The organism is Streptomyces sp. NPDC024687 (genome assembly GCF_055559055.1).
The window spans coordinates 47,139-64,279 of record NZ_JBVHLJ010000019.1 but is presented as its reverse complement, the minus strand read 5'-3'; the positions used below and the strand labels follow the sequence as shown (position 1 = coordinate 64,279).

The 17,141-nt window shown below is 68.9% G+C and carries 16 protein-coding genes and 3 pseudogenes; 12 read left to right on the top strand and 7 right to left on the bottom strand.

Translation table 11 applies throughout. From position 1 onward, the window contains the following. The 5 genes and pseudogenes from ACZ39I_RS40845 to ACZ39I_RS40825 form a co-directional block, all read left to right on the top strand. Window positions 1-108: pseudogene (locus ACZ39I_RS40845) on the top strand (sugar ABC transporter permease); the annotation flags it as partial. Continuing rightward, window positions 105-989 carry a carbohydrate ABC transporter permease gene (locus ACZ39I_RS40840; protein ID WP_467250702.1) on the top strand — a complete coding sequence of 295 codons (885 nt, stop codon included), beginning with the start codon at window positions 105-107 and terminating at the stop codon, window positions 987-989. The pseudogene ACZ39I_RS40845 and the gene ACZ39I_RS40840, both read left to right, overlap by 4 nt. A 56-nt stretch (window positions 990-1,045) precedes the next feature. Continuing rightward, a complete protein-coding gene (locus tag ACZ39I_RS40835) occupies window positions 1,046-3,061 on the top strand; it encodes a beta-galactosidase (protein WP_467250700.1) in 2,016 nt (671 codons plus the stop codon). A gap of 379 nt (window positions 3,062-3,440) precedes the next feature. Next, a complete protein-coding gene (locus tag ACZ39I_RS40830) occupies window positions 3,441-4,148 on the top strand; it encodes a TetR/AcrR family transcriptional regulator (protein WP_467250698.1) in 708 nt (235 codons plus the stop codon). Between the two features lie 226 nt (window positions 4,149-4,374). Continuing rightward, window positions 4,375-4,505: pseudogene (locus ACZ39I_RS40825) on the top strand (TetR/AcrR family transcriptional regulator); the annotation flags it as partial. 178 nt (window positions 4,506-4,683) lie between these two features. On the opposite strand, the gene ACZ39I_RS40820 reads toward ACZ39I_RS40825, so the two are convergent. Together ACZ39I_RS40820 and ACZ39I_RS40815 are read right to left on the bottom strand one after the other, a co-directional pair. Next, on the bottom strand, window positions 4,684-5,247 hold the full coding sequence (locus ACZ39I_RS40820; protein ID WP_467250696.1) for a cysteine hydrolase family protein: 564 nt from the start codon (window positions 5,245-5,247) through the stop codon (window positions 4,684-4,686). A 794-nt stretch (window positions 5,248-6,041) separates the two neighbouring features. Beyond that, window positions 6,042-7,136, bottom strand: a complete 1,095-nt coding sequence (locus ACZ39I_RS40815; RefSeq protein ID WP_467250694.1) for a carboxylate-amine ligase — start codon at window positions 7,134-7,136, stop codon at window positions 6,042-6,044. Window positions 7,137-7,721: 585 nt separating this feature from the next. Between ACZ39I_RS40815 and ACZ39I_RS40810 the strand changes: the two genes are divergently transcribed. Further along, window positions 7,722-8,189: a GNAT family N-acetyltransferase gene (locus ACZ39I_RS40810; RefSeq protein ID WP_067444711.1), complete on the top strand. Its 468-nt coding sequence runs from the start codon at window positions 7,722-7,724 to the stop codon at window positions 8,187-8,189. Here ACZ39I_RS40810 and ACZ39I_RS40805 read toward each other — a convergent pair whose 3' ends face one another. Both ACZ39I_RS40805 and ACZ39I_RS40800 read right to left on the bottom strand, forming a co-directional pair. Next, window positions 8,190-9,311, bottom strand: coding sequence for an IS630 family transposase (locus tag ACZ39I_RS40805; protein WP_467250692.1), 1,122 nt, complete (start codon window positions 9,309-9,311; stop codon window positions 8,190-8,192). A 102-nt stretch (window positions 9,312-9,413) separates the two neighbouring features. Then, entirely contained in the window at window positions 9,414-9,854 is a 441-nt protein-coding gene (locus ACZ39I_RS40800; protein WP_467250690.1) for a MarR family winged helix-turn-helix transcriptional regulator, read from the bottom strand. Window positions 9,855-9,963: 109 nt separating this feature from the next. Here ACZ39I_RS40800 and ACZ39I_RS40795 point away from each other — a divergent pair, with 109 nt between their 5' ends. The 5 genes and pseudogenes from ACZ39I_RS40795 to ACZ39I_RS40775 all read left to right on the top strand — a co-directional run bounded on the left by ACZ39I_RS40795 (window position 9,964) and on the right by ACZ39I_RS40775 (window position 13,903). Next, window positions 9,964-10,848: a substrate-binding domain-containing protein gene (locus ACZ39I_RS40795; RefSeq protein WP_467250688.1), complete on the top strand. Its 885-nt coding sequence runs from the start codon at window positions 9,964-9,966 to the stop codon at window positions 10,846-10,848. 15 nt (window positions 10,849-10,863) lie between these two features. Next, window positions 10,864-11,049, top strand: a complete 186-nt coding sequence (locus tag ACZ39I_RS40790; protein ID WP_467250687.1) for a hypothetical protein — start codon at window positions 10,864-10,866, stop codon at window positions 11,047-11,049. A gap of 102 nt (window positions 11,050-11,151) precedes the next feature. Continuing rightward, window positions 11,152-11,433 carry a zinc ribbon domain-containing protein gene (locus ACZ39I_RS40785; RefSeq protein ID WP_467250685.1) on the top strand — a complete coding sequence of 94 codons (282 nt, stop codon included), beginning with the start codon at window positions 11,152-11,154 and terminating at the stop codon, window positions 11,431-11,433. Between the two features lie 58 nt (window positions 11,434-11,491). Further along, a pseudogene (gene fmdA / locus ACZ39I_RS40780) lies at window positions 11,492-12,740 on the top strand (formamidase). Window positions 12,741-12,769: 29 nt separating this feature from the next. Beyond that, window positions 12,770-13,903 (top strand): alpha/beta fold hydrolase, encoded by a 1,134-nt coding sequence (locus tag ACZ39I_RS40775; RefSeq protein ID WP_467250683.1) that lies wholly within the window; start codon window positions 12,770-12,772, stop codon window positions 13,901-13,903. An 80-nt stretch (window positions 13,904-13,983) separates the two neighbouring features. Here the strand turns inward: ACZ39I_RS40775 and ACZ39I_RS40770 are convergent, their stop codons facing one another. Together ACZ39I_RS40770 and ACZ39I_RS40765 are read right to left on the bottom strand one after the other, a co-directional pair. Continuing rightward, a complete protein-coding gene (locus ACZ39I_RS40770; RefSeq protein ID WP_467250681.1) occupies window positions 13,984-14,688 on the bottom strand; it encodes a DUF4232 domain-containing protein in 705 nt (234 codons plus the stop codon). Between the two features lie 166 nt (window positions 14,689-14,854). Beyond that, window positions 14,855-15,127 carry a hypothetical protein gene (locus tag ACZ39I_RS40765; RefSeq protein WP_467250679.1) on the bottom strand — a complete coding sequence of 91 codons (273 nt, stop codon included), beginning with the start codon at window positions 15,125-15,127 and terminating at the stop codon, window positions 14,855-14,857. A gap of 379 nt (window positions 15,128-15,506) precedes the next feature. Here ACZ39I_RS40765 and ACZ39I_RS40760 point away from each other — a divergent pair, with 379 nt between their 5' ends. Beyond that, window positions 15,507-15,737, top strand: a complete 231-nt coding sequence (locus tag ACZ39I_RS40760) for a class II aldolase/adducin family protein (protein WP_467250706.1) — start codon at window positions 15,507-15,509, stop codon at window positions 15,735-15,737. 21 nt (window positions 15,738-15,758) lie between these two features. On the opposite strand, the gene ACZ39I_RS40755 is transcribed toward ACZ39I_RS40760, so the two are convergent. Further along, the gene (locus ACZ39I_RS40755) at window positions 15,759-16,796 is read right to left on the bottom strand and encodes a LacI family DNA-binding transcriptional regulator (protein ID WP_451476289.1); all 1,038 of its coding nucleotides are present in this window, start codon (window positions 16,794-16,796) and stop codon (window positions 15,759-15,761) included. Window positions 16,797-17,141 lie beyond the last annotated feature (345 nt).

Sequence of the window (17,141 nt, the reverse complement as noted above, 5' to 3'; positions counted from 1 at the left end):
AGCCGGATCGGCTACGGCTCGGCGATCGCCGTGGTCCTGCTGGTCATCTCCCTCGCGGTCATCATCCCCTACCTGATCGCCACCTTCCGGAAGGAACGGCAGGCATGAGCACCGCCCTGGTGACCAAGCAGCGCACCCCCGTCCGTCCCGCCCGCATCCTGCTGCACACCTTCCTGGTCGTGACGGCCCTCGCCTGGCTGGCCCCTCTCCTGTGGGCTGCCTTTTCAGCGCTGAGGCCCTACGCCGAGACCAGCCAGAAGGGCTATGTGTCCTGGCCTGACAAACTGAGCCTCGACAACTTCACCAACGCGTTCGAGCAGTCCGACATGCTGCACTACTTCGGCAACACGCTGCTCATCGCGGTCCCGGCCGTGCTGGTCACCCTGCTGCTGTCGTCGATGGTCGCCTTCTACGTCAGCCGCTTCGACTTCCGCGTCAACCTGTTCCTGCTGCTGGTCTTCACCGCCGGCAACCTGCTGCCCCAGCAGGTCATCATCACCCCGCTGTACCGCATGTACCTGCTCATCGACCTGCCCGGCATCACCATGAGCGGCAAGCTCTACGACTCCGCGCTCGGCCTGGTCCTCATCCACGTCGCCTTCCAGTCCGGCTTCTGCGCCTTCGTGCTCGCCAATTACATGCGCTCGCTCCCGCACGAACTGACCGAGGCCGCCCTCGTGGACGGCGCCTCCGTCTGGCGCCTGTACTGGCAGATCGTGCTGCCGCTGTGCAAGCCCGCGATGGCGGCTCTGGCGACGTTGCTGTCCATCTGGATCTACAACGACTTCTTCTGGGCCATCGTGCTGATCTCCACCGGCGAGAACATGCCGATCACCTCGGCGCTGAACAACCTCTCCGGCCAGTACTTCACCGACCCCAACCTGGTAGCCGCAGGCGCCCTGCTCACCGCGATCCCCACCCTGATCGTCTACTTCGCGCTGCAGCGGCAGTTCGTCAGCGGCCTCACGCTGGGCGCCAACAAGGGCTGACCCAGGCCCACTTGCCCCTCCCCTGCCTCCCCTACACCCCTCCCGGAGCACCACCAGTGAGTACCGCACGCCGTCTTCGCATTCCTGGAATCGCCTACGGGGGTGACTACAACCCCGAGCAGTGGCCCGAGGAGGTATGGGCCGAGGACATGCGCCTCATGCGCGAGGCCGGGGTGACCATGGTCAGCGTCGGCATCTTCTCCTGGGCCCTGCTCGAACCGGCCGAGGGCGTCTACGACTTCGCCCGCATGGACAAGATCCTCGACCTGCTCCAGGAGAACGGCATCGCCGCCGACCTGGCGACACCGACGGCGGCGCCGCCGGCCTGGTTCTTCCACACGTACCCGGAAGCTCTGCCGGTCGACAGGGACGGCAGAAGACTGTCGTACGGCAGCCGCCAGACGTTCTGTCCCAACAGCCCGGCCTACCGCCGAGCGGCACTGCGGATCGCCGGGGCGCTCGCCGAGCGCTACGCCGACCACCCGGCCGTCGCCATGTGGCACGTGCACAACGAGTACGGCTGCCACAACGACGCCTGCTACTGCGACACCAGCGCCGCCGCCTTCCGCACCTGGCTGCGGGCCCGCTACGGCGACGACCTGGACGCCCTCAACCACGCCTGGGGGACCGCGTTCTGGAGCCAGTGGTACTACACGTGGGACCAGATCCTGCCGCCCCGCACCACCGCTGCTCCTCCGAACCCCACCCACCAACTCGACTGGCGCCGCTTCTGCTCCGACGAACTGCTCTCCCTGTGCACCGCCGAGCGCGACGTGTTGCGCCGGGCAGCTCCGGACACCCCCGCGACCACCAACTTCCTGGTCCTGCGCACCATCGACGCTCTCGACTACTGGCGCTGGGCACCGGAGCTGGACATCCTTTCCAACGACCACTACCTGCTGTCCGACGACCCGGAGGCCGAGGTCGACATCGCGCTTCACGGCGATCTGATGCGTTCGCTCGCGGGCGGACCGTGGTTCCTCATGGAGCACTCGACCGGCGCCGTCAACTGGCAGCCCGTCAACCGGGCCAAGGGGCCCGGAGAGATGCGCCGCAACGCCCTCGCGCACGTGGCACACGGTGCCGACGGCATCGCGTTCTTCCAGTGGCGGGCGGCGAAGGCGGGCGCCGAACAGTGGCACTCTGCGATGCTGCCGCACGCCGGAACCGACAGCCAGATCTGGCGGGACGTCGTACAACTGGGCGCAGACCTGCGGGCGTTGGCCGAGGTGCGGGACTCCACCAGCACGGCGCAGGTGGCGATCGTATGGGACTGGGACGCCCGCTGGGCCCTGGAACTGCCCTCCCAGCCCAGCGGTGAACTGCGCTACCAGGACCTGGTACGGGACTGGTACACCCCCCTGTGGCGGGCAGGCGTCGCCGTCGACTTCGTACGCCCCGGCGACCCCGAACTCGACCGCTACAGACTGGTTTTGGCACCCTCGCTGTACCTGGTCGCGGAGGCGGCCGCGGCGAATCTCGCCGGGTTCGCCGAGCGCGGGGGCACGCTGGCCGTCGGCTTCCACAGCGGCATGGTCGACGAGAACACCCATGTGTACCTGGGCGGTTACCCCGGAGCCTTCCGCGACGTCCTCGGCGTGGTTACCGACGAGCTCTTCCCCCTGCTGCCGGGTGAGACGACCGGCCTGACCGGCGACGTGGCGTCGGGCGCCACGGCCGACCTGTGGTCGGAACGCATCCGGCTCACCGGCGCCCAGGCCGTCGCCTCCCACGCCGACGGCCCACTGGCCGGCCACCCCGCCGTCACCCGCCACCGGCACGGCGACGGCACCGCCTGGTATCTGGGCACCCACCCCGACCGGGACACGCTCGCCGCCCTGCTCGACCGCATCCGTCAGGAGGCCGGCGTCACACCGGAACACGACGCACCCGCCGGGATCGAGGTCGTCCGGCGCCGCGGCCCGGAGGCCGACTACCTGTTCCTCATCGACCACACCGGCAAGGGCGCCGAAGCACCTGCCGAAGGCGTCGAACTCCTCACCGGCACACCGGTCACCGGAACCGTCACCGTCCCGCCGGGAGGCGTCGCCGTGGTCCGCGAGCCCCGCTGACCCGTCTGCGGACGTGACCGTTCCGCGCACCACGACCAGGTGCGCGGTACGGTCACGTCCGCAGTGCCGGAGCCGCTGATCCGTGCGTCCCGGCGGTCAAGCGGTCTGGTGGCCGACACAGTCGGAACCAGGGCACCGCGCCCTCTGTCTCGTCGGTCCCTCGCAGTGATGCCAGTGGCGTCCTCGCGCATGTCGCTGCCGGGCCCGCCAGGAGCAGGCCGCTCGGGAGTCCGGAGCCCCTGAGCTCCGTCTTTTCACGTACCGTTTGGTCCAACGAACGGGGAGATGTCCGCAGTCCCCCCGGATGTACGGAAGCCGTCCGACGGTCCCGGGCGTCGGCTTCACTGATACTTCGTCACACCGAGCGGAGAGAGCACCCATGCCACGACCGCCGGGCCACGGACCGGGCTTCGAGATCAGACGACAGAAGATCATCGACGTCGCGGCGGAGCTGTTCGCCCGGCAGGGGTACGCGGCGACCTCCGTCAACGACCTGGGCCGGGCAGTCGGACTGGCCAAGGGAGCCCTGTACTACTACATCGGCTCCAAAGAGAAGCTGCTCGTCGAGATCCAGTCACGGGTGATGGGCCCGCTCCTGTCCCGGACCCGGCAGATCGCGGAGCTCGACACCGATCCCCTCCTACGGCTGCGCCTGTTGTCGGAGTCCCTGCTGACGATCATCTTCCGCAGGCTCGACCACATCTGGGTCTACGAGCACGACTACCGCAGCCTGAGCGGCCCTGAGTTGAAGACCTTGCTCGGTCAGCGTTCGGACTTCGAGGACTTGATCTCGGGGCTGCTCGCCGAGGCTGTCGACCAGGGGACCTTCCGTGAACTCGCGCCGGGGCTGGCCACCTTGCAGTTCCTCAATCTCCACAACCACACGTACCAGTGGGTCAAACCGGACGGACCGTGGGACGCGCCCTTCCTGTCCCGTGAGTACTGCGCGACCCTGTTCCGCGGCTTCGGCGCGCCCGATCACGCTCTGCCGAAGGTCGAGGCCCAGGCCGAGGCGTTCAAGCGCGACCGGCCCGACCTGCCGCTGGACCCCGAATCGGCGTGGGCGCCCCCTGCCGCCGACGGCTGACGCGCTTGCGGCGCGCCCCGCATGGGAGCGGAGGCCGGCGCCGCAGCGTGCGTCCGGACAGAGGAGGGACGCCGCGAAGTACGCGGCCCGGCGGCTGGCGGGCGGGCGGGCTGTGGATGGTGTAGCCGGCTACACCGGCTCGTTGGGAAGGTCACTCCCCCGTACCGTGCAGCGCGACTTGCGATCGTCGACTTACGCAAGTTCAGCGGCTGCCCATGGCAGCACCCTGTTCTTCTGGCCCCGCCTGCACGGCATCCTCTCCCTGGAACTGGCAGGTCGCTTCACCGGCCTGGGCCTCGACCCGGCAGAGCAGAACTGTACGAGCACAAACTGCGCCATCTGAGCCAGCAGGCGTGACGCATCACCCGAGCGGTAGGGCGGATCAGCCCCCGGCACCATGTGCGTGCACCAGGCCCACGGCGACCAGGAGGGCACCGCGCTCCGACCTGCAGATCGCGCCCAGGTCCACTACTCGCTCGCGACCAGGGTCGTCACCGAACTGGTCGAAGCCGCGGACGAGAACATCGGCCTCCCGCTATTGCGGTGCAATGGCCCTGAGCCAGTCCTCGACAGTGACGACATCTGCCCACTGCGGGAACAGCCTTTCGGTGAGCATCCGGTGCACCTCGGGGTCGGTGTCGAGGCAGGCATCCGCCAGGACGGTGAGGCCGAAGTCGAGGTCGATGGCACGCCACAGCGTGGACAGGACTACGGCGCTGGTGGCGATGCCGGTGAGAACGAGGCTGTCGATATCGCGAGCCCTGAGCACCAGGTCGAGGTCGCTGCCCGAGAAGGCGCTCCCCCGCCTCTTGGTGACCACGACGTCGCCCTGCTGGGGCGCGACGTCGTCATGGATCTCGGTGCCAGGAGCCCCCTCGGTGAACAGCCCGGCCCGCACGGCGTTTGTCATCACCCTGTTGCGGGGGCTGACTTCCGGATCGCCCGGCCGTAACCCCATCACCACGTAGATCACAGGGATTCCAGCAGCCCGGGCACCGTCGATCGCGCGGCGCAAGCGCGGCAGATATCCGGAGCCGTCGTCGGCGATGGCCACGACATCCCGTTGAACGTCCATCACCAGAAGTGCGCTGTTCGCCATGCGTGCCGTCCCTTCTCCGTTTCGGGAGATCCTCATCAGCGTCAGGGCGGAGTTGCAACCCCGGCGTGCGGTTCGGGGCTCCTGGCGGGCCACAGTGAACCAGGACAGGACCTGCCGTCCTGTGTCACGGGCGGATGCCGTTCTTCCCTTGGCGCCGGATTCTCCGAAGTGGTCGCACCGGTCCCCGCTGAACCAGCCCGCGCGGTCACCGCCCATCGGCGCCAGCGACTCTCTGGGACAACCAGGCCTGGATCGGCGAGCAGCGCCCCGAGCACCCTGCGCTGTCGGGCGTGCCCCAGGTCCATCGGCACACCGTCCCACCACGCCTCGATGGTGCCCAGCATGCCGAAGCGGACGGCCACTGTGCGCTCCCTCCCGCAGCGTTCTCGTGATCACCTGCTTACCCGCCGCTGATCATCCGAGCCAGCCCGATTCAAGACTTTCCGAAGGCTCCCCGACGGGCGAAGCGACACGGTGGGCCACATGACGGCCCGTCCCGCGAGGCGCGGTACGGGGCGCCGAAAGAGCCTGGGCTTCGAAAAGGCGGTGCCTTCCAGAAGAAGTACGGGGTCCCCGGTGGCACTGACGGCATCGTCAGCAAGAAGGGGGGTCCCGCTCCGCGGCCTCGACTCTATGGTGCCGTCTCATTCCAGTACAGCCCGTGGCACGAGGCGGACGCGGAGGCGTTCAGGAACGCCGCGTGGGTTCCGTACGACGCTCCCCCGCATTTCCCTTTGGGTCCCGCGCCGATGGCCGTCCACCAGACTGCCGACCAACCACCCGCCATACGTCGCTCACGGCGTGGTGCTCTCGCTGGTGATCAGGTCGAGGGCCGCCTCCGGACCGCCGGCGGCGAGGGCGGTCCGCTGCCGGTCCGCTCCGGTTCCGTGCTGCAGGAGCCGGTGGATCAAGCCAGCCACCTCCCGGGCGTCGCCTGCCGCATCGAGTGCGGGGGCGACATGGAACAGGAGCTGGCACAGCACATCGCCGGCGCGGCGCCGACTGCCGCTCGGGTCGATCAAGGTGTCGCTCAGGCCATGACGGGCCGCGTGCCACATGCCGGCCTGCAGCAGTTCCGGGGCACAGTCCGGGGCAGGAGAGCCGGCGGTTGCCTCGGCCAGGGCGGTCTCCACAAGGGCCCGGACGATCCCGGCGAACATGACCGCGTCGTCCACACGCAGCTGAACGTCCAGACAGCGCACTTCGACCGTGGGGTACCGCTCCGACAGGCGGGCCTGCCAGTACAACTGGCCGGTGTCCGAGATCAGACCGCTCTCCAGCAACTGGTTCACCCGCCTGTCGTAGTCGGCCTCGTCCTGGAAGTACGGAGGCACCCCGCTGACCGGCCAACGGCTGAAGATCACGGTGCGCCAGCTGGCGAAGCCGGTGTCGTGGCCGTCCCACAGCGGAGAGTTCGCCGACATCGCCGTCAGCGTCGGCAGCCAGGGCCGGATCCGGTTCAGGACCTGCACGCCCGCCGCACGGCTGGGTACCGCGACGTGTACATGCATGCCATTGATCAGCTGCTCCGCCACGAGTTGAGGTGCCTGGGTGAGCATGGCCCGGTAGCGAGCCTCGTCGGTGACCGCCACCGGATGGTCGTCGCGCAGCGGCGGTGTCCCACAAGCCGCGATCCGGCAGCCATGCGCCTCCGCGGCCGTCCCGACACCATGCCGCAGGCGCAGCAGGTGCCCCGCGACCTCCTCGAGAGAGCCGCACACCGGGGTGGCCACCTCCACCTGCGCCTGCAGCAGCTCGCCCTGCAGCTCCTGATCGGCCACGAGAGGCTCCAGGCCCGCTGCCATGCGAACCTTGTCGGCCAGTGGTACCGGAAAGCCCCTGACGGGATCAACCAGCAGATACTCTTCTTCAACGCCGATCGTCGTCATCAATCGCCCTCTGCTCCGCTCACTGCCGCGCCGTGCCCGGCCCGCGATGCGCCTCACTGAGCCCACCGCTCTGATTCCGAGTGCCGCACCTGCGCCCTTCACAAACCCGACACAGGCCGGCAGGAGATGCGTGCATGCGGTGAACCCGGCACCCTGGCGTGATTCGGCTTTCGCCGCTCGCATACGGCCGCTCGGTGCCGTCGGGCCGATCGACCCGCACGTGCCGACGCGGGCGTCGTGCTGCACCCGGGCCGGTGCCTCACGAGTGAACACATCGCTTTGAGCAGGTCGGAGGCCACAGGTGGCGAGCAAAGGCCGAAGCAGCAGGTACCACCTACTGCAGGCCCCAGGCAGTCGAAGACACCGGCTTCTAGTGCTCTGACCGGGAAGGTTCACCGGGGCGCAGGTAGGGACGAGTGGATGGGGCGCGATCTGGTCGGGGCATGCATCAGCCACTGTGGAAACAGTTGGACACGTCCTGGACTCTCCACGACGATTCGAGCTGTGACAGACAAAGTCGAGCGCCGGACCCCGGCACCCACGAGCCCGAAGTCCGTGCGATTTGTTGAGTTGTCGAGCACGACCATGAGGGCCTTGCTGAAGGACGACCTGGCTCGCGCGAGTGCCGAAGCAGGTGTCGCTCTCACCGAGTACTTCGTCACCGACACGGCAAAGTGGGTGTGGCAGTATCGGGTCAATCAGCTGACCTCGGACCCGGGTTACACGGGGTGGCTCACTGAGATTGTGGTGGCCGAGCCGGAAGGTGCCGTCGTGGGGTATGCCGGGTTCCATGGGCCGCCGGATGAGGCGGGGATGGTGGAGCTCGGTTACTCGGTGGTCCCCGTCTACCGTCGTCAGGGCTACGCCAGGGCGATGCTGACCGCGTTGGTGCATCGGGCCGTTGCCGAAGCCCGAGTCGGGACCGTGCGGGTGACGATCAGTCCTGACAACGCCGCATCCCTGGCCACGATTTCGGGGTTTGGCTTTGTGGAGGTCGGAGAGCAATGGGACGAGGAAGACGGCCTCGAAGTCATATTTGAAGTTCCTGTCTGATCAAGCTGCTGCTGGAAGAGGTCGGCCTCCCCAGCGGATGCCTCTCTCGCTTCGGATGCGGGCGCGTTCCTTGCGCTGGGCGGCGAGCACGTCGGGGTGGCGGGCGTTGGCGTTGCGCCAGCGCAGGTAGGCGTGCAGGGCGCGGGTCTGCACGGTGTGGTTGTGGTGGTTCGAGTTGGCGATGGTGACCTGCCTCAGCGGTCCAAAGTGTGCCTCGATCGGGTTTGCCCACGAGGCGTAGGTCGGGGTGAAGCACAACTCGACCTTGTGCTTCTTCGCCCAGCGCCGGATGTCGGCGCCCTTGTGGGCGGACAGGTTGTCCATGATCACGTAGATCGGGGCGCCGTCGGGCCGTGCGGCGCGGATCGATTTCAGCGCGGCGAGAGTGTTCGCGGCGCCCTTCTTGCGGCGGTTGACGCCCCACAAGCGGTCGTCGCCGACCGAGTAGCAGCCGTGGAAGTACCGGACTCCGTGGGTGCGATGGTAGGTGGCGGGCAACCGGTCGGGACGCCGTTGCTCGGCCCAGCCAGAGCCCGCAATGGGGCGGATGCCGAGCGGGCCGAACTCGTCGAAGGCAAAGACGCGGTCCGGGAAGCGGTCCAGGACGTGCTCGATGCGGTCGAGTTTGGTGTCGCGCTCGGGGTCTGGTGATTCCTTCCAGGTCTTGGTGCGCTGGAAGGTGATGCCGCGGCGGGCGAGCAGGCAGCGTAATGCTTCGCGGCCGATGCGGATGATCCGGCCGTGGATTTTACGCAGGTAGGCGACGAGTTTGCGGATCGACCAGAGAGTGAAGGGCTGGCCGAGCTTGGCGGGTCGGGTGGTGGCCGTTTGGATGACGAAGTCCTCATCGTCAGGGCTGAGTTGGCGGGGACGGCCTCCCGCCCATTGAGGGTCCAGGCAGGCCAGGCCGATCTCGTTGAACCGGTGGATCACGTCCCGGACGGTGTCCTCGTCGGCCTGCACCAGTTGCGCGATCACCGGCACGCGGTTCCCGCCGGCCGAGGCCAGCAGCATCATCGCGCGCCGGTATCGCACCGAACTCGTGCTGCCACGACGCACGATCTGCTGCAGCCGCTGACCTTCCTGGTCGGTCAGTCTGCGCACACGGACAGGCTCAGCCACCGCGTCTCCAGCGGTTGGATCGGACGTCACCGCACATCCAACCGCCACGACCACCAACCCGGCGAACCTACGCGGTCACAGCACTAGCCGACCGGTGACTCCTCAGGCCAGGCGTCGCGAGGCCCGCTGCAGCAATGCCCTCAACAGGGCCGTCTCCTCCGCGCCGAGAGCGGACACGATGCTCTCCTGCTCCTGTTCGACCGCCGCCGTCCAGCGGCTCAGCGCCTCGTTGCCCCGCTCGGAGGCGAAGACCAGCACGCGCCGCCGGTCCTGGTCGTCCACCCGGCGCAGGACGAGATTCAGGGAGACCATGCGGTCGACGACCTTGGTCAGGGTGGGCGCGGACAGCAGCGCGAACTCGGCGATCTCGGTCATGGCACGGCCTTCGCCGTCGCCCAGGAACGACAGCACCCGCCACTCCTCGAGCGTGCCGCCCTCGGCCTTCAGCGCCTCACCGAGCCGTAGGACGACGCTGCGCTCGACGAGGGTGAGCGCTCGCGCGAGGTCGAGTTCGGCTACGGCCGCCGGGGTGGTCGTGGTCATCGCCCTGCCAGAGTCGTCGTGATCTACGGGTGGAGTGATTCCACGATACAGTCCTTTCCTTATCGGCGTGAAATATTCTCTTAGCAAGCAATGGCTAGGGTGAGCGCCCATGATCGAGAAGGCGTCTGTCCGGCTCGGCGCCCCGGCGAACCGGGCCCGTGACGCACTGGTGATACCGCTCCAGGGCCCGGCCGGCATCTTCGGCCCCTCCTGCGAGTGCTGCGCCCAGCTCGCGGCCGAGGAGGTCAACGCCGACGCGGGCGTGCTGGGCCGCGAGGTGCGCCTGGTACTCGTCGACGGCGGCGCGGCGCCCGAGCAGGTGGCCACGGAGATCGACGCACTGATCTCCGGAGGCGTCGTCGACGCGGTGGCCGGCTGGCACATCTCCGCCGTCCGCGAGGTCGTCGCCCCACGGATCGACGGCCGGGTGCCCTACGTCTACACGGCGCTGTACGAAGGCGGCGAGCGCTCCCCTGGCGTGTTCCTCACCGGCGAGACACCGAATCGTCAACTGCGTCCCGCGCTGCGGTGGTTCGCGAGCGAACTGGACATCCGCCGCTGGACGATCGTCGGCGACGACTACGTCTGGCCCCGCTCGTCGGCCCGCGCCGCCCACCGCTATCTGCGCGAACTGGGCGGCGAGGTCTGTGACGAGATGTATGTGCCGCTGGGCACCCAGGACTTCGGGCCCGTCCTCGCCCGCGTGGCGGCAAGCGGCTGCGAAGCCGTGCTGATGCTGCTGATCGGACAGGACGCCGTCCTCTTCAACCGCGCCTTCACCGCGGCGGGGCTGGACCGCGACCTGATCCGGTTCAGTTCCCTGATCGAGGAGAACGTCCTGCTGGCCACCGGGGCGGAGAACACCCGGGGCCTGATGACCTCGGCCGGATACTTCGAGGACCTGCCGACCGCGGCCGGGCTCGACTTCGCCGCCGCCTACTTCCGCCGCTTCGGCCCCGGCGCACCGGTACTCAACAGCCTCGGCGAGTCGTGATACGAGGGCGTGCGCATGCTCACCGAGTTGCTGCGCCGGGCGGGTGACACGGATGTGCGGCGCATCCAGGCGACCGCCGAGGGACTGGAGTACGAGAGCTCCCGCGGCACGGTCCAGGTCCGCGACCGCCACCTTGAGCAGCGGGTTTTCCTCGCGGCGGCCGACGGGCTGCAGTGGGACGTGCTGCAGCAACTTCCCTGACCCGCGGGGAGTTCTTTTTCACCTGCGCGTAACACCCGACCTCTGTCCAATTGCTTCGGAAGAAAATACTTTTTTCTCGAAGCTTTTGGAGGTTGATAGCCCATGGCCACATACCAGTACCGCTGCGCGGGCTGCGGCCCCTTCGATGTGATCCGGCCGCTGGGCCGGGCTCTCGCCGAGGAACCGTGCGGGAACTGCGCAGGCCCGGCCCGCCGGGTATTCACCGCCCCGATGCTCGCCCGCACCTCCACTCCCCTGGCCCGCGCCCTGCACGCCCAGGAGGCCAGCGCCCATGAGCCGCGGGTCGTCACCGACGTACCCCCCGCCCGCCGTCGGCCGACCCGGTCGGCCGATCCCCGGCAGGCCGGACTCCCCAAGCCCTGACCCCCAGGCGCACCGCGAAGTACCCGATCACGGAAGTACCGGATTACGGAGGCAGTCCATGCCCGAAGTCGTCTTCAGTGTCGACCAGGCCCTGTCCATGCGTGACCAGAAAGTGCCCGGCCACAACCGCTGGCACCCCGACATCCCGCCCGCCGTCACCGTCAAGCCCGGCACCGACTTCCGCATCGAGTGCCGCGACTGGACCGACAACCAGATCGGCAACAACGACTCCGCCAACGACGTCCGCGACGTCGACCTCACCCACGCGCACATGCTGAGCGGCCCCATCGCCGTGGAGGGCGCCGAACCCGGCGACCTGCTCGTCGTGGACATCCTCGACCTGGGCCCCGTACCGCAGGCGGAGGGCGAGGGCTCGGGTCAGGGCTGGGGCTACACCGGCGTGTTCGCCAAGGACAACGGCGGCGGCTTCCTCACCGACCGCTTCCCCGACTCGTACAAGGCCGTCTGGGACTTCCACGGCCAGCAGGCCACCTCCCGGCACATTCCCGGCGTCCGCTACACCGGGATCACCCATCCCGGCCTCTTCGGCACCGCGCCCTCCGCCGAACTGCTGGCCCGCTGGAACGCCCGTGAGCAGGCCCTCATCGACACGGACCCGCACTGGGTGCCGGCCCTGGCGCTCCCGCCCCTCGCAGACAACGCCCTGGCCGGCACGGCGAGCGGCGAGGTCGGCAGGCGCATCGCCGCCGAGGGGCGCCCGTACCGTCCCGGCCCGGGAGAACGGCGGCAACCACGACATCAAGAACTTCACCCGCGGCTCCCGGGTCTTCTACCCCGTTCTCGTCCCCGGCGCCCTGCTCTCCGGCGGTGACCTGCACTTCAGCCAGGGCGACGGCGAGATCACCTTCTGCGGCGCCATCGAGATGGGCGGCTTCATCGACCTGCACGTCGACCTGATCAAGGGCGGCATGGAGAAGTACGGCGTCACCACCAACCCGATCTTCATGCCGGGCAACGTGGCGCCGCAATACACCGAGTTCATCTCGTTCGTCGGCATCTCCGTCGACCACGAGACCGACACCAACCACTACCTCGACGCGACGATGGCGTACAAGAACGCCTGCCTCAACGCCGTCGACTACCTCATGACCTTCGGCTACAGCGGCGAGCAGGCCTACCTCCTGCTCGGCTCCGCCCCGATCGAGGGCCGGATCAGCGGCGTCGTCGACATCCCGAACGCGTGCAGCACCCTCTACCTGCCCACGGCGATCTTCGACTTCGACATCCGGCCGAGTGCCGAGGGCCCGAGAAAGGCCGACCGCGGCCAGTGCGCCGTCACCTCCTGAACGACCCGTACCTCCCGAAAGGCAGCCCCATGAGCGACCATCTCACCTTCCAGCTGGGCGACTTCACCACCCAGCACGGCGCCACCCTGCGCGGCGCGCACCTCGCCTACACCACGTACGGCGAACTCGACGCCGACAAGTCCAACGCGATCGTCTACCCCACCTGGTACTCCGGCCGGCACTGGGACAACGAGTGGCTCATCGGCCCCGGCATGGCCCTCGACCCGGCCGAGTACTTCATCATCGTCCCCAACATGCTCGGCAACGGCCTGTCCACCTCACCGAGCAACACCCCGCCACCGTACGACCGCGCCCGCTTCCCGCACATCACGGTGTACGACCAGATCGAGGCCCAGTACAAGCTGGTCACCGAGGAGTTCGGCATCGAGAGACTCGCGCTCGTGACCGGCTGGTCGATGGGCGCCGGGCAGACCTTCCAGTGGGCCGTCAGCCACCCGGAGATGGTCGAGCGGATCGCTCCCTTCTGCGGCTCGCCGCGCACCAGCGCCCACAACAAGGTCTTCCTGGAGGGCGTCAAGGCAGCGCTGACCGCCGACGCGGTCTTCGACGGCGGCTGGTACGACAAGGACAAGTGGCCGACCACCGGACTGCGCGCGCTCGCCCGGGTGTACGCGGGATGGGGCTTCTCGCAGGCGTTCTACTGGGAGAAGGAGTACGAGAAGCTCGGCTACACCTCCCTCGAGGACTTCCTGGTCGGCTTCTGGGAGGGCTTCTTCCTCGACGGCCGCGACCCCAACAACCTCCTCACCATGCTGTGGACCTGGCAGAACGGCGACGTCGGACTCACCCCCGGCTTCGACGGGGACACCGAGGCCGCGCTGGGCTCCATCAGGGCGACCACGCTCGACATGCCCGCGGAGAAGGACCTCTACTTCCCGCCGGAGGACGAGGCGTGGGCCGTCAGCCACATACCGGGCGCCGAACTCCGCGTGATCCCGGGCATCTGGGGCCACTTCGCCGGTGGCGGCAGCAGCCCCGCGGACACCGCGTTCATCGACACGGGCATCAGGGAACTGCTCGCCAAGCCGGGCGGGTTGGCAGCCAGGGTGATCGAGACGCTGACCGGCATGGGCCCCGCCTGGGAGCCGAGTTCATCGCAGCGTCCGACACAGCCGACCGGCTGGCGGGCTTCGCCGGACTGACCCCGGTCCCACACGGTTCCGGCCGCGTCCGCGGCGACCTGCATCAGCTTCTGCGGGTGCCGGTGCTGTGGCTGGAATCGTCAAGAAGGGCTGACCGCCGATACGGCGGTGACGGTCACGGTGTCGTCGCACTCGGCGAACTGCCCGTCGTCCAGGGCCACTTGATGCGCCCCGGACCCCGGCAGCCCCACGACCATCGTGGGATAGACCACGGGCGCCGAACCGGACTCGCAGTATCCGTCGGCCTCTCCCTGCACCTGAACAAACGTCAGCTTCACCCATGCCTTGCCGCCGGGGGCCACCTTCACCGGCGCCGCGGCTCCGGCCGGCTTGACGGTGAGCGGCACGTTCATCTCGGGAGAACCGTTCGCGGCGCCGGCCACAGTGGAGTGCCCCTTGAGGACGCACGTCCGTCCGGACACGTTGGTGAACTCGACGACGGCCGCCCCGGTCCCCGTACCGGATGGCCGCACGGAGGCCTGACGGGCGGTCGCCTTCAGACTGGCCGCAGAACAGGTCGCCGCCGCACTGCTCGAAGCGGGTGCGGACGACGGGCGTGCGGAGGCGGCGGGCGCAGATGTCGCGGGCCGGGAGGCGGAGCTGCTCGGCTTCGGGGCGCCGGGCGTGGAGGAGGAAACCGCCGAGCTGACGGCCCCGGACGGAGTGACGCCGCCGTCTCCGCTGTCCGCAGCGCCCCCGCCCGGCTGACATCCCGCCATCGCCAGCGCCGCCGAAGCCACCACGACCGCCACCGCCGAGCCGCGCATTCCGTTCACGTATCGCATGTTGTCCCCGAGTCGCAGTTGTGTGGAGCACGGCTGTTCGCCGCCCCGTCGAACCAGACAGAACCGTGGAGCCGGCAGTTCTCCTGCACGCCGACCTGTGACCCACCGGTGACGAAATCCGGCCACAACCACCGTGGAACGCCCCGGCAGAGCGAGCTCGGTTGCGCTACCGGCCGTGAGCGTTCTCGCGGAACAGCGGGCCCACGTCGGCGTGACGGGGCCGGTGCAGATCGCGGCGTGGTGCGTTGTCCGGGTCCGAGGCCGTCGCGGGCGGCAAGGGCGCCAGCGGCGGCGCGGTGGCGGTGGCGTTCTCGAGGATCTGGTCGTTGGTGAGCCGTACGACGGCCAACTCGGCCGAGGCGACCGGTCCGCACAGTCCCGCCCGGGCCATGATCGAGCGCAGCACACCGAGCAGGGCGGCGGCCTGGCCGTAATGCATGGCCCAGTTGGCCGCCCGCGACTGTTCGCAGGGGCCTCACTCAGCCCGGTCAGCCGCTGCACGACCCGCGCCGGGACGTGTGAGCCGGGTCGGCCGGTGACGCCCTGCTCGATACTCCTCGCCGAGGGTCATGGCGACCCTCCGGCGGTACCGGCCACCAGTCCTTGTCACAGGACGCGCCTGGACATGTGATGGCGGATACCCGTGGCCACCGACCTCAGCCGCGGCACCCGGGCTGAACGGTCACACGGCGCCCTCGACAAGCCGGCCCGCCAGCACCACATCTACGACCGTCCCGCGACCAGCACCGGCCTGTCGGACGAACTGCCGACACGACCGATCTGCTCGCGCTGGTCGTCGGCCGAGTCGTCGAACAGCCCTGCGCCGACATTCCTCACCTCGCCCCCGCCTGGGCGACAAACGGGCGACCCTGCTGCGCCACCACGGGCTGATCACCGTCGGCGGCTCGGTCGACGAGGCGGTGCACTTGGTTCTTCACCTACGAGGCCGCCGCCCAGGTCGGTATACAGGCCCTGAGGGGCGTTCTCTCCATCGAGTGGTGGTGGCACCCCGCCTGAGGACGAACTGGCTCGGTGTCCCACTGTCCTGACGGATCGAGGTCAAAGGTAGGTCACGTCGTGCCGCGGACATGCAAGCTCGGTGTCAGGACGATAGGAGGTGGTAGTTCGCCCGCGAGGAGTTGGTCGACCTGGCGGACGGCCAGTTCACCGAGTCGTCTCTTGTCGAGGTGGACGGTGGTCAGGGGCGGGTCGACCAGATCGACGACGCTCAGCCCGTCGTAGCCGACCAGTGCGCAGTCGTCCGGTACCCGGACGCCGAGCCGACGGGCGGCCCGGAGCGCGCCCATCGCCACCAGGTCGTTGAAGGCGACCACGGCGGTGAGGTCAGGGTGCGCGGCGCGCAGCGCCTCGAACGCCGCGGCGCCCCCTGCCGGGGACTGCTCACCCATGACGACCCAGCCCTCGTCGACGGGCAGCGCATGTTCGCGGACGACTTCGAGGAAGGTGCGGCGCCGCACCAGCGGGGCGGTCAGGCACTCGCAGTCGATGAGGCCGATCCGGCGGTGCCCCCGGTCGATGAGGTGCTGCACCCCGGCCCGGAATCCGGCCGCGGTGTCGATGTGGACCAACGCGTGGTGCGACGAGTCCAGCCCGCGATCGACCAGAACCAGTGGCACGGCGCCGGCGTACGGCTCGAGTTCCGCATCGGTGTGGCTGATGTAGCCGACAAGAGCGTCAACCTGTTGGCCGAGTGAGCGGACCAGGGCCAACTCGCGGGACCGATCATTCTCGGTGCTGGCCACGAGCACCTGCCAGTCGCGTTCGTCCGCGGCCGCGATCACTCCTGCCATGAACTCCGGGAAGAAGGGGTTGACCACGTCCGGGACGATGAGCCCGACGGATACGACGTCCGGTCGGACCAGCCCCCGGCCGAACCGGCTGGGCCGGTACCGCAACTGCCGTGCGACGTCGAGCACGCGTTGCTGAGTCCCCGGGTCGATCTCCCCCTTGCCGTTGATCGCTCGGGACACGGTCTGATGGGACACGCCTGCCGCCTGAGCAACGTCGCGGAGCGTGACGCGCTTGACGGCTCTCACACCCCGCGCCCGCTGGTCTTCCGTTTCCCGCTGTCCGGCCACGCTGCCCACTCACTTCTGTTTCTGTGCCGCCCTGTGCCCAAGTCAATCAGGTTCACCGGCCCCACCGGGCCATCACGCCGTCACGCCGTCACGCCAGGAGGTCAGCGGCGGATCGCGGGCCGTGGGCGGCGGGGCGTTGACGGGATCCGCACCCTTGGGCAAGAATCCCGTTAACGGTCACGTTACCGGTCACGTCAACGGTAACGTCCGCAGTCACGGAGCAGCGAAGGAGAGCACAATGGCTTTATGGAGGGGTCCTCTACCGCACGAACCCCACCCGGTGTTCCGGGGCGTGTTCCACGGCTGGCACGCGAAGGCCGGCGCCTTTTCGGCGCTGCCGGGCGCGCCTGTGGA